Source organism: Salinicoccus siamensis (assembly GCF_055391965.1).
In genome coordinates this window covers 2093434-2117045 of the sequence record NZ_AP043765.1, presented here as the reverse complement: position 1 = coordinate 2117045, position 23612 = coordinate 2093434, and the positions used below count along the sequence as shown (strand labels likewise).

At 45.0% G+C, this 23612-nt stretch carries 24 protein-coding genes; 15 read left to right on the top strand and 9 right to left on the bottom strand.

The features are described from left to right. Positions 1-140: 140 nt before the first annotated feature. On the bottom strand, positions 141-1808 hold the full coding sequence (locus ACZ5LF_RS10910; protein ID WP_380570127.1) for a Na/Pi cotransporter family protein: 1668 nt from the start codon (positions 1806-1808) through the stop codon (positions 141-143). Positions 1809-2177: 369 nt separating this feature from the next. Here ACZ5LF_RS10910 and ACZ5LF_RS10905 point away from each other — a divergent pair, with 369 nt between their 5' ends. Further along, positions 2178-3293: an HAD family hydrolase gene (locus tag ACZ5LF_RS10905; protein ID WP_380570128.1), complete on the top strand. Its 1116-nt coding sequence runs from the start codon at positions 2178-2180 to the stop codon at positions 3291-3293. 18 nt (positions 3294-3311) lie between these two features. Here the strand turns inward: ACZ5LF_RS10905 and serA are convergent, their stop codons facing one another. The 3 genes from serA to ACZ5LF_RS10890 form a co-directional block, all read right to left on the bottom strand. Continuing rightward, positions 3312-4904: a phosphoglycerate dehydrogenase gene (gene serA / locus ACZ5LF_RS10900; RefSeq protein WP_380570129.1), complete on the bottom strand. Its 1593-nt coding sequence runs from the start codon at positions 4902-4904 to the stop codon at positions 3312-3314. Next, positions 4891-6039, bottom strand: coding sequence for a pyridoxal-phosphate-dependent aminotransferase family protein (locus ACZ5LF_RS10895; RefSeq protein WP_380570130.1), 1149 nt, complete (start codon positions 6037-6039; stop codon positions 4891-4893). Before ACZ5LF_RS10895 ends, serA begins: the two co-directional genes overlap by 14 nt. Before the next feature lie 120 nt (positions 6040-6159). After that, positions 6160-7218 carry an AAA family ATPase gene (locus tag ACZ5LF_RS10890; RefSeq protein ID WP_380570131.1) on the bottom strand — a complete coding sequence of 353 codons (1059 nt, stop codon included), beginning with the start codon at positions 7216-7218 and terminating at the stop codon, positions 6160-6162. 134 nt (positions 7219-7352) lie between these two features. On the opposite strand from ACZ5LF_RS10890, the gene ACZ5LF_RS10885 reads away from it, so the two are divergent. The 12 genes from ACZ5LF_RS10885 to ACZ5LF_RS10830 all read left to right on the top strand — a co-directional run bounded on the left by ACZ5LF_RS10885 (position 7353) and on the right by ACZ5LF_RS10830 (position 19252). Next, positions 7353-8195 (top strand): DUF368 domain-containing protein, encoded by an 843-nt coding sequence (locus tag ACZ5LF_RS10885; protein ID WP_380570132.1) that lies wholly within the window; start codon positions 7353-7355, stop codon positions 8193-8195. A gap of 13 nt (positions 8196-8208) precedes the next feature. Next, complete coding sequence (locus ACZ5LF_RS10880) at positions 8209-9240, top strand: GTPase domain-containing protein (RefSeq protein ID WP_380570133.1); 1032 nt, start codon at positions 8209-8211, stop codon at positions 9238-9240. A gap of 197 nt (positions 9241-9437) precedes the next feature. Continuing rightward, on the top strand, positions 9438-10742 hold the full coding sequence (locus tag ACZ5LF_RS10875; protein ID WP_380570134.1) for an ABC transporter substrate-binding protein: 1305 nt from the start codon (positions 9438-9440) through the stop codon (positions 10740-10742). Positions 10743-10798: 56 nt separating this feature from the next. Then, positions 10799-11665: a carbohydrate ABC transporter permease gene (locus ACZ5LF_RS10870; RefSeq protein WP_380570135.1), complete on the top strand. Its 867-nt coding sequence runs from the start codon at positions 10799-10801 to the stop codon at positions 11663-11665. Further along, positions 11665-12486: a carbohydrate ABC transporter permease gene (locus ACZ5LF_RS10865; protein WP_380570136.1), complete on the top strand. Its 822-nt coding sequence runs from the start codon at positions 11665-11667 to the stop codon at positions 12484-12486. Before ACZ5LF_RS10870 ends, ACZ5LF_RS10865 begins: the two co-directional genes overlap by 1 nt. A gap of 19 nt (positions 12487-12505) precedes the next feature. Beyond that, entirely contained in the window at positions 12506-13528 is a 1023-nt protein-coding gene (locus ACZ5LF_RS10860) for a LacI family DNA-binding transcriptional regulator (RefSeq protein ID WP_380570137.1), read from the top strand. After that, positions 13525-14247, top strand: a complete 723-nt coding sequence (locus tag ACZ5LF_RS10855) for a ThuA domain-containing protein (protein ID WP_380570138.1) — start codon at positions 13525-13527, stop codon at positions 14245-14247. Before ACZ5LF_RS10860 ends, ACZ5LF_RS10855 begins: the two co-directional genes overlap by 4 nt. Next, a complete protein-coding gene (locus ACZ5LF_RS10850; RefSeq protein ID WP_380570139.1) occupies positions 14240-15265 on the top strand; it encodes a Gfo/Idh/MocA family protein in 1026 nt (341 codons plus the stop codon). The genes ACZ5LF_RS10855 and ACZ5LF_RS10850 overlap by 8 nt, the downstream gene beginning before the upstream one ends. A gap of 9 nt (positions 15266-15274) precedes the next feature. Then, positions 15275-16306, top strand: a complete 1032-nt coding sequence (locus ACZ5LF_RS10845) for a Gfo/Idh/MocA family protein (protein ID WP_380570140.1) — start codon at positions 15275-15277, stop codon at positions 16304-16306. An 11-nt stretch (positions 16307-16317) separates the two neighbouring features. After that, positions 16318-17286 carry a sugar phosphate isomerase/epimerase family protein gene (locus ACZ5LF_RS10840; RefSeq protein ID WP_380570141.1) on the top strand — a complete coding sequence of 323 codons (969 nt, stop codon included), beginning with the start codon at positions 16318-16320 and terminating at the stop codon, positions 17284-17286. Between the two features lie 12 nt (positions 17287-17298). Next, a complete protein-coding gene (locus ACZ5LF_RS10835; protein WP_380570142.1) occupies positions 17299-18468 on the top strand; it encodes an ABC transporter ATP-binding protein in 1170 nt (389 codons plus the stop codon). 97 nt (positions 18469-18565) lie between these two features. Next, positions 18566-19252, top strand: coding sequence for a VOC family protein (locus tag ACZ5LF_RS10830; protein WP_380570143.1), 687 nt, complete (start codon positions 18566-18568; stop codon positions 19250-19252). Here the strand turns inward: ACZ5LF_RS10830 and ACZ5LF_RS10825 are convergent. After that, positions 19237-19482, bottom strand: coding sequence for a hypothetical protein (locus ACZ5LF_RS10825; protein ID WP_344701616.1), 246 nt, complete (start codon positions 19480-19482; stop codon positions 19237-19239). The two genes, ACZ5LF_RS10830 and ACZ5LF_RS10825, sit on opposite strands and share 16 nt — an antisense overlap. A 60-nt stretch (positions 19483-19542) precedes the next feature. On the opposite strand from ACZ5LF_RS10825, the gene ACZ5LF_RS10820 reads away from it, so the two are divergent. Next, complete coding sequence (locus ACZ5LF_RS10820) at positions 19543-20808, top strand: peptidoglycan bridge formation glycyltransferase FemA/FemB family protein (protein WP_380570144.1); 1266 nt, start codon at positions 19543-19545, stop codon at positions 20806-20808. Positions 20809-20837: 29 nt separating this feature from the next. On the opposite strand, the gene ACZ5LF_RS10815 is transcribed toward ACZ5LF_RS10820, so the two are convergent. From ACZ5LF_RS10815 to ACZ5LF_RS10800, 4 genes are read right to left on the bottom strand one after another with little or no spacing between them, the layout of a single operon-like run. Further along, positions 20838-21113, bottom strand: a complete 276-nt coding sequence (locus ACZ5LF_RS10815; protein ID WP_344701612.1) for a hypothetical protein — start codon at positions 21111-21113, stop codon at positions 20838-20840. 18 nt (positions 21114-21131) lie between these two features. Beyond that, complete coding sequence (mspA, locus tag ACZ5LF_RS10810) at positions 21132-21446, bottom strand: membrane stabilizing protein MspA (RefSeq protein WP_380570145.1); 315 nt, start codon at positions 21444-21446, stop codon at positions 21132-21134. Further along, a complete protein-coding gene (locus ACZ5LF_RS10805; protein WP_380570146.1) occupies positions 21443-22594 on the bottom strand; it encodes an MFS transporter in 1152 nt (383 codons plus the stop codon). The genes mspA and ACZ5LF_RS10805 overlap by 4 nt, the downstream gene beginning before the upstream one ends. Before the next feature lie 12 nt (positions 22595-22606). Continuing rightward, positions 22607-22783 carry an SE1832 family protein gene (locus ACZ5LF_RS10800; protein ID WP_380570147.1) on the bottom strand — a complete coding sequence of 59 codons (177 nt, stop codon included), beginning with the start codon at positions 22781-22783 and terminating at the stop codon, positions 22607-22609. A gap of 120 nt (positions 22784-22903) precedes the next feature. Between ACZ5LF_RS10800 and ACZ5LF_RS10795 the strand changes: the two genes are divergently transcribed. Beyond that, on the top strand, positions 22904-23584 hold the full coding sequence (locus ACZ5LF_RS10795; RefSeq protein WP_380570148.1) for a phosphotransferase: 681 nt from the start codon (positions 22904-22906) through the stop codon (positions 23582-23584). Positions 23585-23612 lie beyond the last annotated feature (28 nt).

The window sequence follows — 23612 nt, the reverse complement described above, 5'->3', positions numbered from 1 at the left end:
GTTTTTAGATCAGTCTGATAATAAAAGGGTTTTCTATAAATTCAAAAAGGATATGCTGCCATTCATGTATTGGCATGCGCTGCTAAAAGGGAGAATATAAAATAAAAACGCACACCGACTTTTGCTGGTGTGCGTTTATTCTATTCAAAGATTGTAAAATCTTCCGCCAAATCTTCAACGTCATCATTAAGATTTGTTTCAGAAATATTGCGTGCATTATACCCTATACGTTCTAAAGTACTGATCAGGTCTACATATAATAGGCCACCATCAGTTGAACATAGCCCTTTGTTCAGACGCTTGACGTGCTGCTTTCTAAGTTTGTTCTCGATCTTATAGGATTTCTGGCTGAGTCTGATGACTTCCTCGAGATCTTGTGGGCTGTATATATCGAGCGATTGGACAGCCTTGCTGTAAGATTTATAGACATGTTTGAATAGATCTTCCAAGCCCTCTTGTGCCGGCTCGGTCAGAATGATCTTTTCACGGAACTTTTTGTTGTAAAGGTCTGTATAGTCATTGATCTGATCTGTCGCCTTGTAGAAGATGCGGGTTACTTCAAGCAGCGTTGATTGCCGCTCTGCATCTTCAGGGGAAATGTCGTACTTGGATGCATCTATCAGATATTTTCTGAGTGCATCTTGAAGTGTATCAACTACGTTTACTTTTTCTTTGATCTGCTTATACATCTTTGGATCATTATTTTCACTGAATTTTTTCGCGTCATCCAGTATGCTTATTGTGAGGTTTCCAAGGTTCTGAACTTCCTTTTGGGCACCTTGCAAAGCGAGACCTGGAGACCGCTTCAACAATAGTGGGTCAAGATGGTTCGGTTTGTAATCCTCGGAAAAGTCCCGGCCCGGTACGATGCGGGTTACAATCCAGGCAAGGATGGCAATGAATGGCAGCTGGATAAGCGTGTTGGAGACGTTGAAGAAGCCGTGGGCAAATGCAATCGTCATTTCCGGATTCAGTTGGAGCAATGACTGCAAGTAAGATACCAAGCCGATAAAGAGCGGCATGATGATCAGAAATATTGCTGCCCCAATCAAGTTGAATATAACATGCACAGCGGCAGCTCTTTTTGCTGCAATAGAACCGACGAGTGCGGCAAGTACAGCTGTAATAGTTGTCCCTAAGTTATCCCCGAGCAGTACCGGCAATGCTGCACTTAGATCAATCAGATCATTGCTGAATAAACTTTGTAAAATACCGATAGTGGCACTCGAACTCTGTACGATGACCGTCAATACTGTTCCTACTGTTATACCGAGGAGCGAATTGGATGACATGTCGATCATGAGGTCTGTAAACCATGGGTATTCCGCCAATGGTTTCATTCCCTGCCCCATCAGGTCAAGCCCATAGAATAAAGCACCAAATCCGAAAAGTATCCGTCCGATATTATGTGCTTTAGGGTTGTTTTTCAGAAAGAAGATAAGGAAAGCGCCCACTGCAAGAATAGGCAAGGCGTAATCACCGATCTTCAATCCGATGATAAATGCTGTAACTGTCGTCCCTATGTTAGCTCCCATTATGACACCGATGGATTGACGCAATGTCATGAAACCTGCTGATACCAGGCCGATGGTCAAAACTGTGGTCCCCGTACTGGTTTGAATCAAGATTGTAACGATTATACCAGCGAGGATACCTTTTATAGGATTTGAAGTCATGCGGTTGAGTATCTCCCGTAGCCTGTCTCCGGCTGAAGCTTGTAAGCCGTCACCCATCTGTTTGATGCCGTAAAGAAAAATACCAAGTCCGCCTGCGAATAGGAAGATGACTTCCACCGGACTGAGTTCCATAATTATTCCTCCAACCAGGTACATAGTACCTTACAAAGTTTTTTCTTTTAAGAGTGCTGACCCATTTGTGGTTACGCCTTACATTATAAAATGAAAGATATTAAAATGCATTAGGATAAAAAAATTAACCTGAGTTAAAATCTTGCATTTGAAGGGAAGCGCGAATTCATCCTATTAAAAGTCAATATAGCCAATATTCAAACTAGGAAAAATACTCACGTGTATATGGTATCTTAAATTATACTTTTACTAAAGGTAAAGCTATAATGATGGAGACTATTCAGATCATCTGAAGTATCGTCGACAACTACTTGATGATATGAGAAACTTAATCTTATATCATCTGAATAGAGACGGGGAGGATAAATTGTGACTGTTGTATTGTTTGATGTAGATGGGGTGTTTTTAAGTGAGGAAAGGTGCTTTGATGTATCAGCACTTGCGATCCATGAAATGCTTTATAGCCCAAGGTACCTTAACCTTGACCAACAAGAATTCAAGACGGATTATGATGATCATCAGATTAAACAGATACGTAATGAAATATTCATCGACGATGCAGTTTTGAGCCGCTTTAAACAGATGGGATTGAATTCCAACTGGGATATGCTGTTCATCACTTTCTCTATTGTATATATAGATCTGATTGAAAAAGCCGGCATCAATCTATCAAACATAGACCTTTCAGACCTCCAAGGGATGGGTGAGATGCTAGGGTCCGGGCGTCCTGATTATTCCAAGGTACTGGCCTTCCTACAAAAGGAAGGGTTCAAAAAAGATACCACCTTTGATGCTTTGCAGGAATATGCAAAAGAACATCTGGGTGTTGAAGACGTATCAGCATTCGGTATATCCGGGTCCATTTGGAGGACAGGCCAGTATAAATATCAAGAGTGGTATTTGGGGAGCAGGGACGTCAAAACTTCAACTGGAATTGAAGCGGAGGAAATGGATAAAACCGGATTCATTCACGATGAAGAATGGATTGTACCGCCAGAAGAGATCCGGGGCATGCTGAACAGACTTCTAGACGCAGGTGTTGAGATTGGAGTGGCTACAGGAAGACCACGTCAGGAGACGTTAATCCCTTTCAATCAGGAGCGTTTGATGGATATTTTCAGAAGCAACAAAATTTCTACAGCATCTGAAGTGCTGGCTGCAGAAGCAGTTGAAGGTGTAGGGATATCTCTGGCAAAACCGCATCCATACAGTTACTTATGGACACTTTATGGCCATGACGAAAATCATTTTTTCGATGCGGTAAACAAGAAGAATAATGTCGATGATACTGTGATCATTGTGGGAGATTCTGTTGCGGATTATTATTGTGCCGAAGCGATTGGCGCCGGATTCGTTGCGACTTTAACAGGTCTGACGGGACGTGAAGTGATTCCCACTTTTAAGGCCCTTGGGGTAGATGAGTCCCAAATGACCGGGACAGTGCTTGATGTTGAAGAAATCATTTTAAAAAGCCATCACGCTTAAGTGATGGCTTTTCTCTTGCTATGACAAATCTACTTGTTTCAAGTTATGGAACCCTTCGATCTGCCCGAGTTCATCCATAGCCTCTTGATTGACACTCTGGTCAAGTGAGAGGGAGAGGAGTGCAGACCCTCCGGCATCAGTCCGGCCAAGTTGCATTGAGGCGATATTCACGTTGTATCTGCCTAAAGTGATTCCCATTTCACCGATGATCCCCGGACGGTCCAGATGGTTTATGAATAGGAGATGATTAGTGGGTTTTATATCGACTTGGAAATCGTTTATTTTGACGATGCGCTCACCATAACCATTGAGTACGCTGGCCCCAAGGGTGAGCGACTCTTCTCCATTAAGGAGTTCTACTTCAAGGTAATTACTGTATCCATGTGCCTTGCCCCTCTTCTCGACCTTGTAGGTGACGTCTTGCTCTTGAAGGAGGTAGAGTGCATTGATGATGTTGACGGTCTCCCCCAAATGGGGTTTTAACATGTTCGCGACAAATGAGCGCGTTAAGAGGCTGGTATCGTCCAAAGCCAATTCCCCATGGTACTTCAGCTTCACTTCTGATGGAGGGCGGTTCATCAGTTGAATGGCAACACCACCCATATGGGTGGCAATATTGATGTAAGGTTTAAGCTCATCATTGATGGTGTCCCCCATCCTCGGTGCGTTCACGGCATGGATGACTGTATCGTTCTCCAAAATATCAATGATTTCCCGGGAAACGCTTGTTGCGACTTTTTCCTGGGCTTCTACAGTCGAAGCACCCAGATGTGGGGTGACTACGATGCGTGGATGTCCAAGAAGCTTTTTATTAGAGGGGGGTTCCTCTTCGAAGACATCGAGGGCTGCGCCTTCGATTTTACCTTCGTCCAAGGCACTCAGCAATGCAGTTTCATCGATGATGCCTCCACGCGCGACATTTACGATTTTAAGCCCGGGTTTTGCACGGGCAAAAAAGGATTCTCCAACTATACCTGTTGTTTGAGGAGTAAGAGGAGTATGTACAGTCAAAAAATCGGCGTTTGAAGCAATTTCTTCAACTTCCATTTTTTCTATCTCCGCTTCTTGTGCTTTCTCATCAGAAAGGTAAGGGTCGAATGCAATAACCCGCATACCAAAGCTCTGCGCCCTTTTAGCGACGCCAAAGCCAATTTTGCCTACGCCGATTATTCCAAGCACTTTTCCGTACATTTCTGTACCCTTGTACTTCTTACGGTCCCACTTGCCTTCAGAAAGCGCTTTGTGTGCAGCTGGAATCTGGCGTGTCAACGCGAGCATCATGGCCATTGTGTGCTCTGTCGCGGATATTGTATTGCCATCAGGGGCGTTGATGACGATGACCCCATATTTTGTGGCGGCATCGACATCAATGTTATCAACGCCAGCCCCGGCACGGGCAATCACCTTCAGGTTGCGTGCATATTGAATGATTGTTTCAGTAATCTGCGTCTGGCTGCGGACGATAAGGGCTTGGTAACCATGTACGATATTCAAAATTTCTTCTTCAGCAAGACCAATATGGACATCGACTCCATAGTTGGGATGATCGACGAGTTCTTTTAAACCTTCTTCATTTACCGGGTCTAGTACAAGCACTTTAAATTGATTCATGGTAGGCCTCCTGTGCGGCAGTCAATGCTGTGCCGTAGTAGTTCTTATTGCGGTATCGGGTCAATATAGATTCAAGGGCTGCAAGGACGGTGAGCATATCTTTAGGGAACATATAACCCATATGGCCGATCCTAAGGATTTTCCCTTTTAATTGCTTCTGGCCACCAGCTATGGAGATGCCATATTCTTTTTGAAGGGTGTCTTTTATATGGGATAATTCTGCTTCTTCTCCTTTAAATGCTGTAACAGTTGGAGAGGCATATGCTTCTTCGACCAGAAGTTCGAGGTCAAGGGCTGTGAGTCCGGCTCGGATCATGTCCTTCATTTTCATATGGCGGGCAAAGATCTTATCCATCCCCTCTTCTTTATAGATGGACAGCACCTTGTCCAGCCCCTGCATAAGAGATACAGCCGGCGTGAAGGGGGTGGAGTGCTTTTCCAAGGCAGAGAAGTATTGGTTGATATCCAGATAAAATCTTGGCAGTCTGTTTTGTGAGGCCCGTACTCTCGCTGCTTCATTCATGGTGACAAAGGCGATGCCCGGCGGAAGCATCAAAGCTTTCTGACTGCCGGTCACCAGGCAGTCTATGGATTGCGCCTCGAGATTGAAAGGGGTGCCACCTACAGCGCTCACGCCATCCACTATAAAGAGGGTGGATGGATCATAGTTTTTAACTATCCTGCCAATTTTCCCGATTGGATGCAGAACTGCAGTTGAAGTTTCACATGCCTGGCTGAAGACGGCTTTGATATCAGACTTACTGTTTAGGAAAGCTTCAAATTCCTGAATGTCGACCCCCTCCCCCCAGGGCACTTCATATACATGTACGTGGAATGGGTGGGCTTTGGCGATACTTTTGAAGCGATCACCGAATGCACCGCTGGCTATAATAATGATCGATTCATCTTTTCCGACAAGGTTGATCATGGCAGTTTCAAGTGCGCTGGTTCCGCTGGAAGTAAGCACTGCGACTGGATATTTGGAACCGAAGACCTCCCCAATATTGGATTGTACATGCTGCATCAGCTCTGTAAAATCCGAAGAGCGGTGTCCGATCATTCCTTGCGACATGGCTTGTGACACTTCAGGTGGAATAGGTGTAGGTCCAGGTGTAAGAAGCAGTTTAGGCTCCATGCATTATCAGCCTCCATGGCATATAGTAAATCTATAGTATCAAATTTTTCAGTATTTTACATAAATTATGAAGATATTCGTTATTTCAAATGCCCTTCATCACTAAAAAATAATGTCGTTTCAATTATCTTTACCATCCTGTAGTAGCCCGTCGACGAGGGAATGTGCTTTTTGGTATCTATCGCGGTAGGAATCTCCATCCAAAACATGGGTGATTGAAGAGAGCTCGTTTTTGTTGATTTCATCCCACAGCATTGAGTGTATGCGATGCTTAGTCGCATCATGAGGGTCTTCTGGCGGGAGCAGCAAGATCAGCGACCAGTGCTGGAGATGGATATAATAGTCGAACACCGACTTCAGACGATTGAATTCCTCGCCGTCGGCACGTATCTTCATGTTCACTTTAGTGTACATTACATCGGTGTCAGCAAAAAATACTTTTCTTGTCCCTGTCGAATGGATACGCTGTTTGTTGTTTTCAAATTGACCAATGCCGATTGAATGAAAATCTTTAACATCGAGTTCATCCTTATGAAGGCGCTGTTCCATCAGGTAACTTTTAGCATATTCCGTCGAATGACTGGTGGAGTATCTGCGCGCCAGATCTTGGACGAGCGAGGTTTTGCCCGTCCCCGGTGCACCAAGTATCAACACATTCTGAACAAAGAACTTTCTGAAAGGCCGTGTTACATAATCCCAATTCAAAATAGGCTCTTCGCGTATACTGGTACCGCTGATGCCTAATATTTTACGGTCTACCATGGTGATATGGATGGCTGAGTTTGGGCGTTCAGCTTCAAAAAATGACTTCAACGGTTCGAGATACTCCTGTTCACCCGCATAAAAGGTTAAGCTATCGACTTTAAATGGAAGGGTGGCTTCTTCCTGACTGATGATATCGGATAACCGATCCAACCAAGAGCGCCATCCATGGGGGTATCTTGGTATATCTGTTTCATCAAGTTTAAGGATGGTTACATTGTCATCCGGGGTAAGCAGTTGCCGCATTGCCTTAACACGATTGTCGAGCGTCATTTCGTGTTCTTGACCCCGGTCCCCTTCATATCCACTGACGATTACGAATGCATGCCGGTTTTCACGTTTTGCACGTATGACCTGTTCGAAGTGACCAACGTGACAAGGGGCGAAAGTGCCAAAATAGATGCCTAAATCTCTCATTGAACTAGCTCCTAACTGTTTCAGTGTTAAAATAGTTATATCAGTATAAAATTTGTTTATCAAATCATCAGGCGGCCGTAATCCCATTTATGCTACAATCAGTATGTCAAAATGAAAAGTAGAGGGATAATGAAATGATAAGATGGATAAATATATTTAAAGGGTTTCTGATGGGTACATGTGAACTCATACCCGGTGTCAGCAGCGGCACCATGGCCTTGCTCCTCGGCATATATGACCAGTTTTTAGGAGCCATCTCAAGGATAGTATCAAAGGACTATAAAAAAGCAATCTTGTTTCTGGTTCCGCTTGTGGTCGGCATGGGTATAGCCATTGTAACGCTGTCTTCATTGATTGATTATTTGTTGAAGGCGCATACCGTACCTACCCACTGGTTTTTCATCGGTTTAGTATTGGGTGTGGTGCCGATGCTGCTGAGGATTTCAAACTATAAGGTTGAATTCCGTACGGCTCATTACCTCATCTTCCTAGCTGCGGTCGCGGTGTTGTTCATAACGGGTATGGCCAGGGGAGAAGGCGCACCTGTTACGGAAATTGTCATCACTGGTCCCTTGCTGTTGAAGATGTTCGCAAGTGGTCTGCTCGCGTCCACCACCATGTTGTTGCCGGGGATATCGGGATCATTGGTACTATTGATACTCGGCTCTTATTCGGTCGTCATATTCTCAATCAGTGAACTTCTGGATCTGAACTTCAGCATACTGCCGGTCGTCATCGCTGTGGGCATCGGCATCGTATTGGGGCTGCTTGCAGCAAGCAGAATCATACAATATATGCTCAGACATTATACCTACTTGACTTATGCAATGATTTTGGGGCTTGTGACGGGCTCTGTATTCGCAATATATCCAGGGCTGCCTGACACTATTGGCGCATGGATTGTAACGGTCATAACAGCATTTATCGGATTCATCATCAGCCTATACATGGGATCAAGAAATGAAGATGGCGTTTAGGAGGTGAATAGGCATGGAGAAAGAACATCCTTTGCTGGAGTCCTATCATGAATATATCAAAAGCACTTTAGATTATCGTATTGCGATAATTGGCCAGGTTGATGCCGGAAAAAGCGCACTCGTCAATCGTCTGACAGGAATGGATTCAGCCGTCTCGACACAGACTGATGCCACACGTGAGGTAAGTGCCTATCCCTTTGGGGATAAAGGTGAGATATTGGACTTCCCGGGCGTCGGTACTACAGAGTATTCCCCAAAACAGTACAAAAAACTGATTTCAAAAACAGGGATAAAACATGTACTGTATGTCTTTTCCTCCAAGATAAGAGAAGCGGATGAAGCGGTGATCCGGTACTTGGCGAAAAAAGGAGTACGCATCACCTTCGTCTACAATAAAAGCGACACCTTGATTGATGTAAGCGGCGAGCGACTGCAAAAAACACTGATGAACGACAAGGATACTGAGCTGCATGTCACCTTCAAGAAGCATCTCGACCAGCCGCTTCATTACCAATTTGTCAGTGTTAAGGACGATGTCGGCATCCATGAACTGGAACAGACGATATCATCCGTATTCGAGGAGAAGGATGCACTTTTTGATAAGAGGGCTAAAAGTGCAGGGTATCTGGAGAAGTTCCTGACCCGCAAGATGAATACATTGGCGAAGAAGCTCCTTTCGCCAAGCTTCAAAGACATCATATTGAACCGGTCATATAAGTCGATTGAAGAGATGACCGAAGACCATTATCAAGTCAGTAAGGCTGATGCCGATGTCATTGGCCGCGAAATACCAAGAGCAGTCGATCACATCAACCGCGCAAAAGCGGAAGACACTGATAAGAAGAGTCCAGCAGACTACATCACTCACCTTACGTCATTATTCAGCGCGGTATTCAAAATGCGTAAATTAAACGTGGTGACGTTCATTGTATCTTCACTGGGTGAAATGGGAATCAAAAACATCTATCCGGTCCTAAAAGGGACTTTCGGATACGCGGGGGACATGAATGATTTTGCGCGCGAAGTCATAAAATACCACCGCTAAATACACCGGCATTTGCTGGTGTATTTTTTTGCGACAATCGTTTGCATAGAAATTTCTTCGCACCTCCATAAAAACTTTCTATGAGCGTATCAATTTAATGCAATCGTTTGCAAAATGAGCATTGACAATTATTATCAGAAAAATTAATATTGATATAAGAGCGTTTGTTAACGCTTACATATGAAGGGGGAAGCTGAATGAGGAAATTCAAATGGGGCTACATATTTCTGGTGGCTACGGTTCTGGTCTTAGGTGCCTGTGGAAATAGTGGCGATGCCGGTGGGACGGCAAGTAGCGGCAACGAGCAGGACAGTGAGGAAGGCGGCGAAGTCACAATCGACCTCTATCAGTTCAAAGTAGAATTCAAGGAACAATTTGAAGAAATGGTGGCACAGTACGTAGAAGAAAATCCAAATGTCAAGATCAATGTCGAGACCGTCGGTGGTGGAAATGACTACGGCGCAACATTGAAGTCTAAAATCGCCTCTGGGAATGAGCCGGATATATTCAATATAGGCGGTCCTCAGGACTATGAAGACCATAAAGATCGCATTGCACCAATAGAAGATTCAAAAGCGGCCGATACTGCACTCGAAGGCACACTCGATGCTGTGACGGTAGATGATCAAGTATATGGTCTCCCGTATAATCTGGAAGGTTACGGATTGATCTACAACAAAGCAATCCTTGAAGAAGCGGGCATCAATCCAGATGAATTGAAGACTATGGAAGATCTTCAGGGCGCAGTGGAGGAGCTTGATGGCATGAAGGAAGAATTGGGACTGGAAGCAGTCTTTGCGTTCCCTGGTAAAGAAAGATGGGTCTACGGGAACCATTCCAGCAGTTCTTTCCTGGCACCTGAGTTCAATGACAGTGTCACTGAAGCTTTCGAAGCAGATACAGTGGAATTCGAACTATCAGAAGAATTGAAGAATTATATTGATATGCAGGTCAATTATTCAGAACAACCGGTTTTGAGCCTGGATTATTCACAACAAGTAGAAGCACTCTATTCAATGGAAAAAGTGGCGATGATCCAGCAAGGCAACTGGGCCTATCCATCTATCGAGCAGATTGCACCTGAAGTTGCTGAGAATTCTGGAATTATTCCTATTCCTGTAGACGGAGAATCCAAAATGCCAGTAGGCGTTCCCCAGTACTGGGTAGTAAATTCAGGAGCTGAAGATGAAGTCCAAAAAGCCGCTGTTGAATTTCTAGACTGGATGTATACTTCAGAAGCTGGTATGGATATAGTGTTGAATGAGTTTAATTTCATCCCGGCGTATGAAGGCTATGACACAAGTCAGATCTCTGACCCTCTCTCGGAGGAGATCTATCGATACTCTGAAGAGGGCAACACCAGTGGTTGGGTATTCCTCGGATATCCGACAGGATTTTCAGAAGATGTCTACGGTAATAATGTACAGCAGTATATATCAGATGAAATTACTTGGGAAGAAGCCATGGAGAATTCTCAGAAGTATTGGGAAGAGAATAGATAGTATTTAAATGATGGAGCGATCATATTGCTCCATCATTTCTTAAAAGAGGTGTATATATGAAGACTAGAAATATCATGTACTGGGTGTTTATCGCGCCGGTTTTAGCAGCCCTCCTCATTGTTGTCGTCATACCATTCGTCTGGGGCATCTACTACTCCCTCACAGAATGGTCCGGGGATATGGCACAGATACCGATCTTCACAGGATTTGAGAACTATAAAAGTCTACTCTCGGACCCCACATTCTTGAGCGCTCTATGGTTCACCTTTAAATACGCCATCGTTACGGTAATCATTATAAATATCGTTGGCTTCTCATTGGCACTTATAGTAACAAGCTACATAAAGTCCAAAAACTTCCTCAGAACCATCTTTTTCATGCCAAATCTTATTGGAGGATTGATTCTGGGCTTCATATGGCAGTTCATATTTACGAATATATTTAATGCTCTGGGTGACGCGATGGGGGTTGAAATGCTGCAGGGTTGGCTTGCAACCCCTGCTACCGGCTTTTGGGGCCTGGTGATCCTTCATGTATGGCAGATGGCGGGCTACATCATGATTATCTATATCGCATATCTGCAGAGCCTCCCCGATGAACTGCTTGAAGCAGCGGATATGGATGGGGCAAGTTATTTCCAGAAGCTTAAGAATGTCGTAATGCCCCTTGTAGCGCCAGCGTTTACAGTGAGCATGTTTTTGACACTCTCAGGAGCGTTCAAAATATATGATCAGAACTTGTCCCTCACAGGAGGAGGGCCGGGTGGTTCCACGAAAATGATAGCCATGGATATTGTAGACACTGCATTCGCGATGAATACGATGGGCCTCGCCCAGGCAAAAGCAGTCATATTCTTTATAATTGTAGCCATTCTGAGTCTGACACAAGTTTATTACAATAAGAAGAAAGAGGTGGAGATGTAATGAAGAAGAATAAGTCTAAAGGTCGTATCACTCTTGAAATCATAGGCATTCTACTCGCGCTTCTTTGGCTCTCCCCTTTCTATATCATGTTGGTGAATGCGTTCAAAACTAAAAGGGAGATGTTCGGAAATGTATTGGCGCCCCCAAAAGAACCGGTATTCTCAAATTTTGTGGAAGCGTTCCAGGAGCTTGATTTCTTAAGGACTTTCTTCAATTCCTTTCTCATTACGTCACTGAGCATTGTCTGCATTGTTTTCTTCTCTGCGATGGCCGCATATGCATTATCAAGAAATAAAAGTAAAGTGAGCGGCATCATCTTCTTCCTGTTTGTCGCCTCTATGCTCATCCCATTTCAATCCGTGATGATTCCACTTGTTAAGGTCTTCAGTGATCTCCAGAGTTTAAATAAATGGGGATTGATCATCATGTATATCGGCTTTGGTTCAGGGCTCTCGCTATTCCTTTATCACGGAGCGCTCAAAAACATTCCTTTATCATTGGACGAAGCCGCAAAGATTGATGGGGCCACTAAATGGCAAACATTTTGGCATGTCATTTTTCCGTTGCTACGTCCAATTGGCGTGACGGTAGCTATACTGAATGTAATTTGGATCTGGAATGATTTCCTCCTTCCGAGTCTTGTATTAGGAAAAGGTGATGAGACCATACCGCTTAAATTATTTTTATTCTTTGGTCAATATACTAAACAGTGGACGCTAGCATTGGCTGGTCTGACGATTTCAATCATCCCAGTAATCATCGGATACTTTATTGCCCAAAAGCATATCATCAAAGGCGTTTCAGATGGGGCAGTGAAATAGAGCAGGAGGACAGCACTAAATGGCTACAATAAAAGATGTGGCAAAGATCGCCGGAGTATCACCGTCTACGGTATCGAGAGTGATCAAAGACCATAAAGGTATAAGTCGGGAAACGAAGAAAAGGGTTAGAAAGATAATGGAGGAGATTGGCTATACTCCAAATATCGCGGCGCGTAATCTGGTGACCAATCAATCGAATACAATCGGTCTTATACTAAAGAGTGGAGTCTACGAAGTGAATTTGAACCCATTCTATTCGGAAGTGAGCCTAGGTGTGTCTGATACATGCCGAGACAAGGGGTTTTCCACACTTACGACGGTTGAAGACAACGATATGAGACTGCTTGAGGAAGTGAGGGAACTGGTGAACTCCAGGCAGGTAGATGGCTTCATCCTACTGTACTCGAAAGAGCGGGACGCCATCATGGATTATTTGATGACTATCAACTTCCCGTTCGTAGTCATCGGAAAAGATGTAATGAACAGCGGTGATGCCATCCATGTCGATAATGATAATGTACAGGCTGCAAAAGAGATGACGGAGTTGTTGATTGATGAAGGTTATGAAGATATCGTCATGGTGGTCGATAATGAGGTTTTCGCTGTTTCCCAAGATAGGATAGCCGGTTTTGAACAGGCGATGGCAGCTAACGGGCTAAGCAGTAAATGCAAAGTCGTGCAATGCGACAAGGATGAGTCTTCTATTGAAAGGATGCTGGTTGATCTCTTTGACCACACACCACCGCAAGCACTTCTTACACTCGATGGGGTATTGAATGCACGGATCATCTCCCGGCTGTATCAAATGCAGATTCGGATACCAGAGGATGTGGCGACAGCCACTTTCAGTGAATCACCTCTAACCAAGTTTGCAGCACCTCCCCAGACAGTCGTGGACATATATCCCAAGGAATTGGGGAAAGAGGCAAGTAACGAAGTAATCATGCTGATAAAGGATGACAACAGACTAAAACGCAATATTACTGTACCGACACGTATCATAGAACGCCAATCGACGAAAAAGGAGGAGGATAAAGGATGAAGGTAACAGTTTGGAATGAATACCGTCATGAAAGAGAGTCGGAAGTTGTAGAGCGTGTCTACCCGGAAGGCATCCATAATCAGATAGCCAGTTTTCTGGGAGACCACGAAGTGAAGACGGCTACACTGGACGAGCCTGAAAACGGATTGACTGATGAAGTGCTGGACAACACTGATGTCCTTATATGGTGGGGGCACAAAGCCCATGACGAAGTGTCCGATGAAGTGGCTGATAAAGTACGCCAGCGCGTCTGGGACGGCATGGGTCTGGTGGTGCTGCACTCTGCTCATTTCTCAAAACCATTCAAGCTTTTGATGGGGACCTCGTGCGATTTGAAGTGGCGTGAAGCTGGGGAAAAGGAGCGTCTTTGGGTGGTAGATCCAACCCATCCGATTGTGGAAGGTCTGGGAGAGTATTTCGAACTGCCAGCAGAAGAGATGTACGGTGAGCACTTCGATATTCCAACCCCCGAGGAGTTGATAATGCTCAGTTGGTTCGAAGGCGGAGAAGTCTTCAGAAGCGCATGCACGTTCAAAAGAGGGAACGGCAAAATATTCTATTTCCGCCCAGGTCATGAAACACATCCGACGTACTATAACGAAAACGTTCAGACAGTCATCAAAAATGGTGTCGTTTGGGCAGGAAGCGGACATGGCAGGAAACATCATTACGGAAATTCCGAACCACTGGAAGAGATAAAGGAGAATGAACATGATTAATGTTGGCATTATCGGTTGCGGCAGTATCGGTGTAAAGCGGCATATCGCTGAATATGAAGAGAACGATAATGTAAAGCTGACAGCCTTTTGCGACCGTGTAGTCTCGCGTGCGGAGGCACAACAGAAGATATATGGAGGAAAATCCTACGAAAAGTATCAGGACCTTTTAGAAGATGATTCCGTCGATGCTGTAAGTGTCACGGTGCCTAATCACCTACATGCCGAAATTTCCATTGCTGCCCTGAAAGCGGGTAAGCACGTTCTATGCGAAAAACCTATGGGGCTATCTACTGAAGAGATGGACCGTATGATTGCAGCAGAAAAAGAGTCAGGCAGACAATTGATGATCGGCCATAATCAGCGGTTGATAAAAGAGCATCAGGTGGCACGTGATTATGTAGCCACAGGAAAACTCGGAAAGGTCTATGCCTTTCGTACGACGTTCGGTCATCCGGGACCCGAAGAGTGGAGCGTAGATGGAAAGGAAAGTTGGTTCTTCAAGGAGGACGAAGCGGGTATGGGCGCAATGGGGGACCTTGGGGTGCACAAGGCAGATCTGATCCGCTACATTTTAGACGAAGAAATCGTTGAGGTAGGTGGATTGATCTCCAAGGAAGCGAAAAGTTTCTCGGATGTCGATGATAATGCAGTATGTATCCTGCGGACAGCGTCCAATGCCGTCGGCACACTTCAGGCAAGCTGGTCCTTTTATGGATTGGAGGATAACTCCACGACGATATATGGTGAAAAAGGAGTGCTGCATCTCCTTGGCGACGAGAAACATTCTTTTGTATTCACAGGACGAGACGGCACAGTTGTACAGGAAAACTACGGAGGCATCCAGACGAATGATGAGGAAGGGCAAGCAAAGAAATCATTTGTGATGGATGCATTCATCGAAGCACTTGTAATGGATGAGCGGGTGCCAGTGACTGCTGATGATGCAAAGAAATCCGTAGAAATCATTTTGGCGGCTTTTGAATCGGACCGGACCAAAAAGATTATGATGGAGGAATAGGTGCTGAACATGACTAAAATCAGATTGGGTTTCATCGGGGTAGGTGGGATAGCTACAGGGCGCCATATACCAACCTTCAGAACATTTGATGAAGTGGAGATTGCCGCTGTTCATGATGTGGATATAAAACGGGCAGAGAAGGTAGCAGAAGAACTGGGGATCCCCGGTGTCTTCGCCGAAATTGAAGATATGTATCCACACGTTGATGCCATAGTCATTTGCACCCCGAATAAATTCCATGCCGAGCTTAGTATAGACGCGATGGATAACGGAAAACATGTACTGTGCGAAAAACCGATGGCCATGACGACCGAGGAATGCAATGCCATGATTGAAGCGGAAAAACGCAATGGTGTAAGGCTTCACATTGCTTACCATTACCGCTATATGAAAGAAGCCATTGCATCCAAGAAAGTAATTGAACGTGGAATGATCGGGGATCCATTGGTGGTACGTGTGCGCGGATTAAGACGGCGGAAAGTCCCGGGATGGGGTGTGTTCACCAATTATGATCTGCAGGGTGGAGGTGCTCTGATCGACTATGGATGCCATCTGCTTGATATGGCCATGTATCTTATGGGGGATGTCAAGCCAGTGGAAGTGTCGAGTACCACCTATAACCATCTGAGTCGTACAAACACTGTCAATGAATGGGGGCACTTCAATCGGGATACTTTCGAAGTGGAGGACCACGTCAGTGCATTCATCCGCTTCAACAACGGTGCCACTATGCTCTTTGAAACAAGTTGGGCAGCGAATATTCCTGAAGATGAGAATCATATAAGCATCTCTGGCACAAAAGCGGGGCTTGATGTATTCAACATGCAAGTCAACCAGGCTGATGAAGACCTTATGACGACTATGAGGATTGATTATATCAAAGTCGACGAAACATTCAGCCGGCTTCAAGCTGAAGATTTCATTTCGGCTGTCAAATACGGGACCCCCTTGACAGTGGCTTCAGAAGAGGCGAAAGAAGTATCGAAAATCATCGAAGCAATATACTTGAGCTCGAAAGAACAGCGCAGTATCAGACTTTAGGAGGCTAACGGATGAAACTAGGAGTATTCAATCCTCTGTTCCAGAACATGGAGCTTGAGGAAATGTTGGAGTACATCGAAGCATCAGGACTTGAAGCGGTTGAAATAGGAACAGGCGGCTATCCGGGAAATGCACATTGCGATGTTGATGCATTGCTCGAATCTGAAGAGTTGCGAGCCGAGTATATGGAGAAGTTCGCTTCGCGCAATATCATCATCAGCGCATTCAGTTGCCATGGCAATCCAATATCGCCGGATGAAGCATTCCGTAAGCAATCTGATGAGAATCTGAGAAAGAGCATACAACTTGCAGAACTCATGGATGTGCCTGTCGTGAACACTTTCAGCGGAACGCCTGCAGGCAATGAAACAGATACGACAGTCAATTGGCCGGTGACGCCGTGGCCGGAGGAATACTCTGCAATAAAGAAGTGGCAATGGGAAAACAGATTGATTCCTTATTGGCAGGATATCGCGGAGTTGGCAAAGTCAAAGGGTGTCAAAATCGGGCTTGAGCTTCACGGTGGTTTCCTGGTGCACTCCCCCCACACCATGCTTGAACTGAGGCGCGCGACGAATGAATATATCGGAGCGAACCTTGACCCGAGTCATATGTGGTGGCAAGGCATCGACCCAGTAGCCGCCATTAAAATTCTGGGTCGTAGGAGTGCCATTCATCATTTCCATGCGAAAGATACCTATATCGATCAGGACAACCTTAATATGTACGGCTACCTGGACATGAACCCATACAGTAGCATCAAAGATAGGAGTTGGACATTCAGGAGTGTCGGACTCGGCCACAGTATGGATGAATGGGCTGATATGATGAGTGCCCTCAGAATGTATGACTATGACTACGTCGTCTCCATTGAGCACGAAGATGGGTTGATGTCTATAGAAGAAGGGTTCCGTACTGCTGTCAGGAACCTGCAGAATGTCATTATAAAAGAGAAGCCGACTGACATGTGGTGGGCTTAAAGGAGTGGGAATATGGCAGAACTAAAACTCAGCAATATACAAAAGACATATGACAAAGGCCCGACAGTCGTCCATGACTTCAACCTGGATATACACGATGAGGAATTTATCGTTCTGGTCGGCCCTTCAGGATGCGGCAAGTCGACGACGTTGCGCATGATTGCAGGGTTGGAGGAGATTTCAGGAGGAGATTTGTACATCGACGATAAACGAATGAATGATGTCGAGCCAAAGAACAGGGATATTGCGATGGTCTTCCAGAACTATGCCTTATATCCCCACATGAGCGTCTACGACAATATGGCGTTCGGCCTCAAATTGCGCAAGACCCCGAAGGCGGAAATTAAAAAGCGTGTGGAAGAAGCAGCGGCAATTCTGGGATTGACAGATTATCTTGACCGTAAGCCAAAAGCACTGTCGGGTGGCCAACGTCAACGTGTGGCGCTTGGCCGTGCGATTGTCAGGGAAGCCAGTGTGTTTCTGATGGATGAGCCTTTATCCAACCTTGATGCAAAACTGAGGGTGCAGATGCGCGCTGAAATCATCAAGCTACATAAACGACTCAAAACTACGACCGTCTATGTGACGCATGATCAGACCGAAGCGCTTACTATGGCCTCTAGAATCGTCATCCTCAATGAAGGGGACATCATGCAGGTGGGCTCCCCGAAAGAAGTATATGATTACCCTGAGAACGTCTTCGTGGCACAATTCATCGGCTCTCCGGCAATGAATGTATTTGATGCGGAGATGAGGGATGGCGTGCTTATGATCGGAGATACCACAATAGAAATCCCTGAAGCGAAACGCCGCATGCTCATTAACGGTGGATACGACAATCAACCGATTAAATTCGGCATCCGTCCCGAAGATGTAAGGGAAGAGACCGTGTTTGTGGAATCCGGTCTATCGACTGCTTTCGAGGCGGAGGTGAAGGTGAGTGAACTGCTCGGATCAGAAATCATGCTCTACTCAGAGTTAGAAGGCCAGGAATTCATTTCTCGTGTAGATGCGCGGAACAATCTGGCACCGGGTGATGTCGTCAAATTTGCTTTTGATATGAACAAGGGTCATTTCTTTGATTGGGAAACTAAGCAGCGCATCGTCACAAAAGACGATCGGGCGAAAGAAAAAAAGACTTTGGCATCCAAAAATCAGACTTCGAATGTAATAGAGGCATAAGGTCAAAAAACAGTCCACCCATATTCAGTGGACTGTTTTTTTGCTCATTCGATCTGATGCCATGGTATTATGATATAGTTGAAGTGAGGTGAAGAAGATGATTAAATTTGATCATATCATACACTATGTAGATGATTTGGATGCTGTAAAATCCGAAGGAGTACTGCCCATCCATTCAGGTGGGGAGCACCCTGCCTTCGGTACTGAAAATGCACTGTCTTACTTTGATTTGAGATATATAGAGTATTTGACGATAAGCGATGAAAAGCAGTTCAATACCCATCTTGAGGACGGAACAGAGTCCTTTGCCAGGACCATTGTGGACAAAGGCTACAAGGAAGGGTTTATCAGGTATGCGATAAACACCGACAAAATTGAACAGCTTGCAGAACGATACCGTGCCAAAGGATTCAACGTATCAGGTCCGGTTGATATGGAACGGGAGACCGCAGGTGAAACCATCCGTTGGAAATTACTTTATATAAAGGATGATGTTGAAACATTTCCATTCTTTATAGAATGGGAAGAGAGTGACGACATACGGCTATCACGTATAGAGGCGATGGGAAAAGAAATCATCTCCCCGGAAATCGTCATCCATAACAATGTAGTGGATTTGAAGAGATGGGAAGCGTTCTATGATGTGGTTGGCGTGTGGGAGGGCCAGTTGGATTCTCGGACTACAGTCTCCCTCAAGGAGACCGGGGCACCTTCAATTACTCTACAGATAGAAATGGAGGGCACCTCAGCCCACTACAGGGGAGCGGACTATAGATTTATATAAAGAATCATGAGCAGATGGCCCAAGGCTAAAAGCGCCGTGACCACACTCAGGATGACAAGGGACTTCGAACCGCGTACAAGGATATAGGCAATGCTCAGCATAACAGTGACAACGCCAAGTATTATCCTCATGCTCATTAGCGCGATGAGGTCACCATGTCCATATTGATTCAATTGGAACATGCTGATTGCGTTGAGAACGATAAGTAGGATTAAAATGACTTGTCTCATTTATAAAGGACCACCTTTCTTGCAATTATTATATCAGATTTTAATCGAATGGAGATTATTATGCTTAAACTAATCAATCTGACCGAAGAAGAACACAATCAATTTATAGAACACCACCCGAATGGCGATTTACTTCAACTGACTGACTGGGCACAGTCAAAGCGGCTGACAGGATGGTACTCCAGAAGGTTTGCGGTCAGCGATGGTGATCAGACCGTAGGCGCTGCGGTACTGATGTTCAAAAGGCTGCCAAAACTGAAGCAGACGTTGTGCTATGCCTCAAGAGGGTTCGTCTGTGATTATGATGATGAGGGACTCGTGGAATTCATGCTTGAAGAAGCATTGAAAATCGCCAAAGAAGAGAAGGCCTATGTACTGAAAATCGATCCCGATATACCACTTGAGACACATGGAGGGACCATAGAATTCCTCAAGCAGATTGGATTCAGGCATCGTGGGTTAAAGGACGGCATGAGTAAAGATAACATCCAGCCGAGGCAGACAATGGTGACACGAATCGATAAGTCGGATGAAGATCTGCTTGGAAGTTTCGAAAGGAATAACCGGACGAGAGTGCGCAACGCAATAAGAAAAGGGACGAAGGTATATAAAGCTACGAGAGAGGATCTGCCGATTTTTGTGGAACTGATGAAAGTCACAGGGAAAAGAGATGGCTTCTTGACCCGGGATATCACTTATTTCGAGTCCTTATATGATAACTTGCATGAGAACGGCCATATGGAATTGTTCCTTGTTAAACTTGTGCCAAAAGACGTATCCGCGTCGCTTGACTCTGATATCAGCAAGGTAGCCAAAGAACTGGAGAAAGCCCAGAAGAGGAAAGACAGCAACAAAAAGGAAAATCAACTTAAAGACCTTGCCAACAGAGCGGAGAAACTGGAGAAGCAGAAACAGGAAATTGAAGAAATGGCCCATGATCATCCAGAAGGCATTATTTTATCCGGTGCGCTTTTAGCACATTCGGGACATAAAGCGTACTACCTCTACGGGGCCTCCTCTGACTTGTACAGGGAATATCTGCCAAATCATCATATGCAGTATGAGATGATGAAGTACGCGCGTGATGTAGGAGCGCTGACCTATGATTTTGGTGGCGTCAGTGTCGATCCGCCTCAAGACTCAGGGCATTTCGGCTTATGGCAGTTCAAGAAAGTATGGGGTACGGAGGTAAGTGAGAAAGTCGGCGAATTCGACTATGTGATCAATAGACCACTCTATACATTGGCTGAAGTGGGCGTTCCACTGTTTCAAAAAGGAAAGGTTAAATTGAACCAGCAGATTAAAGCATTCAAAGAAAGAAAATAAGCTGCCCTTGAAAGGGCAGCTTTTATATTCTATAGGAAATACGGCCTCGTCGCTGCAATAAGCGCAACGAATATCAGTGACATCAAGGACATTATGAGAAGTGTGAGAGACAACGAAAGATGTATGCTTCTGTTCTCATATAGGTTTGGTTCGGCAACGACAGCGCGCCAGGATGAAATGAATGAGATTATACTAAGCAGTGCCCAGATATAGATGCTGAAGAAGATGACACCGTTGTTGACGATATAATTTATGAAGAACATCGCTTGCATGAGAATGAGAAGAATGAGGATGACACGTCTCATCAAAACACCTCTTTCCTGTTACGCTGTCAGCAACATGAGTATAAGTACTGCAGAAATCATGAGTGTGAACGCGTGAATGAGAAATAACCGGTTACGATCGCCCTTGTATTCCTTGTAGCTAGTTATCTCCACAGAGATGAAGAGGCTGAGCGCAAGCGCAAAAATCAAGTAACCATCTGGGTTGGGTATTGCTAGGGCGAGAGTGGTGATCATTAGGAGGAACGCCACTCCTGCAATGATGCGGAAAACATCGAATAGCATACTTCTTTGATATAGGATGGTCATGGCACCGACTACAAGGTACATGAGGAGCATGAGGACTGCTAGAATCATACAACTTTCCTCCTCTTTCTAAAGTATTGGAATATAAAGTATGTCGATAATACAGTAGTTATGGCGCCGAACCAGAAGGGCAGCCCAGGAGTCATAAGGAATAGTATATTAAAGGCCAGGGGACCAAAAATCCTCCCAAGACTATCTAACGAATATGTGGTCGCTGTAATGCGTCCCATCTCCGCTCGACGTGCCTCCTTGGTGATCTGTGAAGTCAGGAGCGTCTTTACTAAGGCATTTCCTGTCATGAGGAGCACAATGCAGAATCCAGCAAACAGCAGGCTCGACATGAACGGCAGCAAAACGAAAGCGATGATGGTCATAACTTGGCCAAGCAGCATCATCGGATACTCCTGGCCATCTTTCAATCGGCTGATGACACCACCTTGAATGCCTGCATTGAATATTCCACCGATGACAAAAAGAAGTCCCATCTCAGCGGGGGTGATATTTATCCGGTCTATACCCAATAGCTGGAAAGTGCTCTCCATCCCGCTCATGGTGAACATGATGAAGAATGTGGAGATCAGAAGAATGCCGACAGGTTTCAGGAAGTACTCGCTGGCAACAGTAATTTCCTCTCTTGAAGATGCACCCGGCTGATAGGTCTCTTCAATTTTAAACATGCTGAAGAGTAGTGCCCCTATGATTACAGCAGCAGTCATATAATAGGCAAGACTCAGGCTGATTTCCGCCAAGAGGCCACCTACACCTGGACCGAAGATGAATCCGAGCCCGATTGACATTCCTATCAAGCCCATGAAGCGGGTGCGTTCCTCCCTGGTCGTCAAGTCTGCAACCATACTGGTCGTTGCAGTGTAGAGTGCCCCAGAAGCGGCTCCCCCTATTACCCGGCTTATGTATAGAATCCATAATACATCGATGAACATGCCGAAAAGAAGGAAGCTGAAACTGAAGGCCAGAAGGCCATACAGCAAGATGGCACGACGGCCATGCCTATCGCTGAGCCTTCCAAAAAACGGGGCGGATATAAAACTGGCTATTGAATACACAGCAAGCAGTCCGCCCATATGGAGAGTAGAGACTTCAAGCGTGTCCACCAACTCAGGTATGACGGGTATGACCATACTAAAACCAAAGTAGATCAAGAATTGTATGATCATAATGAATAGAATCATTTTTTTCATAGTCTGCACTTCCTATTTATTACTTTGTTCTCTGACCTCTTTTTTCGTCTCAGCAATTTCTGTTTCTATCTGAGCAAGCCTTTCGTCCATTTTGGATGTACTGTTTCCAGTAGATTCGAGTTTTTCCAAATCACCTTGGATACGCACATATTCATTTTTCAATTCTCTCAATTTATACTCTAGATCCATTGTGCTCACCCCCCTTGAAATTATAGTTGTATCTTATCATAACATATTGCATATTAGGGGAAACACTGATGACATCTGAAGGATGATTGAAGTAAAATGGGAGGGAATGGAGGGACATTGATGCATACATTTGAAATATACGAAGAATATTATGATTGGGAACAGCTGAAAGGCGATTCTGATGCAGAAGTGCACTTGCTGAGTTATGGAGGAGAGGACCCGCCCAATATGTATCAGCCCCAAGAGCCGTTGATTGCGAAATCATATTTAAATGATATCAGGAAAACAAGGCGTGAATACAAAAGACTCCTTTGGATGGACATCAATAATGTGAATGGCGTGCCAAAGCCGGTCACCTTATATGAGGAAGCAGGGGCTTATATGTTCTATCTCGCCCTACCGGGCGTAGATGCCCAGGCATTCCTGAAGCATCAGGACGAGAAGACGACAGCTGAGACCCTTAAGCAGATTGGAAGATATTTGAGTTTTTTCCATAAGCAAAAGGTTGAAGAGTGCCCATTTGACCATAGGAATGGACTATTGGATGAGGACCCGGTTTTCAGCCATGGTGATTTTAGATTATCCAATGTGATCGTCAATGAGAACTATATTACCGGAAGCGTTGATATGGTCGGGATTGGTATACGTGACCGTTACTATGACATTGTGTCGATGGCTTTGGATATAGAAGAAAAGTTGGGTGAGGGTTATGTAGAGAGTTTCTACGAGGGGTACCGCATAAAGGATCAGGTTGAAAAGGGAAAGTTCGAGCAGTTTGAAAAACTTATAGTCAACAAATAAAGATGCCCGGTGCAACCCGGGCATCTTT

Bases quoted from the DNA above. Each gene is read 5' to 3' on its own strand.
- ACZ5LF_RS10910 (WP_380570127.1), bottom strand. From the start codon at position 1,808: ATGGAACTCAGTCCGGTGGAAGTCATCTTCCTATTCGCAGGCGGACTT.
- serA (WP_380570129.1), bottom strand. From the start codon at position 4,904: ATGAATCAATTTAAAGTGCTTGTACTAGACCCGGTAAATGAAGAAGGT.
- ACZ5LF_RS10895 (WP_380570130.1), bottom strand. From the start codon at position 6,039: ATGGAGCCTAAACTGCTTCTTACACCTGGACCTACACCTATTCCACCT.
- ACZ5LF_RS10890 (WP_380570131.1), bottom strand. From the start codon at position 7,218: ATGAGAGATTTAGGCATCTATTTTGGCACTTTCGCCCCTTGTCACGTT.
- ACZ5LF_RS10885 (WP_380570132.1), top strand. From the start codon at position 7,353: ATGATAAGATGGATAAATATATTTAAAGGGTTTCTGATGGGTACATGT.
- ACZ5LF_RS10880 (WP_380570133.1), top strand. From the start codon at position 8,209: ATGGAGAAAGAACATCCTTTGCTGGAGTCCTATCATGAATATATCAAA.
- ACZ5LF_RS10875 (WP_380570134.1), top strand. From the start codon at position 9,438: ATGAGGAAATTCAAATGGGGCTACATATTTCTGGTGGCTACGGTTCTG.
- ACZ5LF_RS10870 (WP_380570135.1), top strand. From the start codon at position 10,799: ATGAAGACTAGAAATATCATGTACTGGGTGTTTATCGCGCCGGTTTTA.
- ACZ5LF_RS10865 (WP_380570136.1), top strand. From the start codon at position 11,665: ATGAAGAAGAATAAGTCTAAAGGTCGTATCACTCTTGAAATCATAGGC.
- ACZ5LF_RS10860 (WP_380570137.1), top strand. From the start codon at position 12,506: ATGGCTACAATAAAAGATGTGGCAAAGATCGCCGGAGTATCACCGTCT.
- ACZ5LF_RS10855 (WP_380570138.1), top strand. From the start codon at position 13,525: ATGAAGGTAACAGTTTGGAATGAATACCGTCATGAAAGAGAGTCGGAA.
- ACZ5LF_RS10850 (WP_380570139.1), top strand. From the start codon at position 14,240: ATGATTAATGTTGGCATTATCGGTTGCGGCAGTATCGGTGTAAAGCGG.
- ACZ5LF_RS10845 (WP_380570140.1), top strand. From the start codon at position 15,275: ATGACTAAAATCAGATTGGGTTTCATCGGGGTAGGTGGGATAGCTACA.
- ACZ5LF_RS10840 (WP_380570141.1), top strand. From the start codon at position 16,318: ATGAAACTAGGAGTATTCAATCCTCTGTTCCAGAACATGGAGCTTGAG.
- ACZ5LF_RS10835 (WP_380570142.1), top strand. From the start codon at position 17,299: ATGGCAGAACTAAAACTCAGCAATATACAAAAGACATATGACAAAGGC.
- ACZ5LF_RS10830 (WP_380570143.1), top strand. From the start codon at position 18,566: ATGATTAAATTTGATCATATCATACACTATGTAGATGATTTGGATGCT.
- ACZ5LF_RS10825 (WP_344701616.1), bottom strand. From the start codon at position 19,482: ATGAGACAAGTCATTTTAATCCTACTTATCGTTCTCAACGCAATCAGC.
- ACZ5LF_RS10820 (WP_380570144.1), top strand. From the start codon at position 19,543: ATGCTTAAACTAATCAATCTGACCGAAGAAGAACACAATCAATTTATA.
- ACZ5LF_RS10815 (WP_344701612.1), bottom strand. From the start codon at position 21,113: ATGAGACGTGTCATCCTCATTCTTCTCATTCTCATGCAAGCGATGTTC.
- mspA (WP_380570145.1), bottom strand. From the start codon at position 21,446: ATGATTCTAGCAGTCCTCATGCTCCTCATGTACCTTGTAGTCGGTGCC.
- ACZ5LF_RS10805 (WP_380570146.1), bottom strand. From the start codon at position 22,594: ATGAAAAAAATGATTCTATTCATTATGATCATACAATTCTTGATCTAC.
- ACZ5LF_RS10800 (WP_380570147.1), bottom strand. From the start codon at position 22,783: ATGGATCTAGAGTATAAATTGAGAGAATTGAAAAATGAATATGTGCGT.
- ACZ5LF_RS10795 (WP_380570148.1), top strand. From the start codon at position 22,904: ATGCATACATTTGAAATATACGAAGAATATTATGATTGGGAACAGCTG.